We start from the raw sequence: 317 nt of genomic DNA, 5'->3' as shown, positions 1-317 counted from the left end.
CGCCGACCATCACTTCTAGCGCCACCTTTACCTCTGATGAGCATGTGCTTGAGCTTGGCGTGCTACGTCATCGCTTTAGTAATCATCAATCATCAGATAGTGGACAAGGTATTAATCTAGCAACCGACCATGGACTACAGATCATTGGCGATACCGGTGTCCTACTCTCCACTTTCGGTATCAGACATAGTCAAAGCGAGCACGAGTCCGCTTGGGTCAATGATGCAGGACAACGCCAGTTAACAATGGGCACTGCGCTGAGTGAAACCTTTAAAGAGGCCAAGCAGGCACATTTGCAATCCACGGCAGCCATGCAG

Annotated in this window: 1 protein-coding gene; it reads left to right on the top strand. The window is 50.2% G+C overall.

Annotated features, from left to right (window positions below):
- On the top strand, window positions 1-317 hold a 317-nt coding region (locus AAEZ03_RS26570; protein ID WP_350582767.1), incomplete at both ends, for a type VI secretion system Vgr family protein.

Origin of the sequence: Pseudomonas sp. HY2-MNA-CIBAN-0224, from assembly GCF_040310285.1 — a bacterium.
Lineage (GTDB): Bacteria > Pseudomonadota > Gammaproteobacteria > Pseudomonadales > Pseudomonadaceae > Aquipseudomonas > Aquipseudomonas helleri.
Note: the sequence above shows the minus strand (reverse complement) of the source record. Positions and strands in the feature narration are given on the sequence as shown.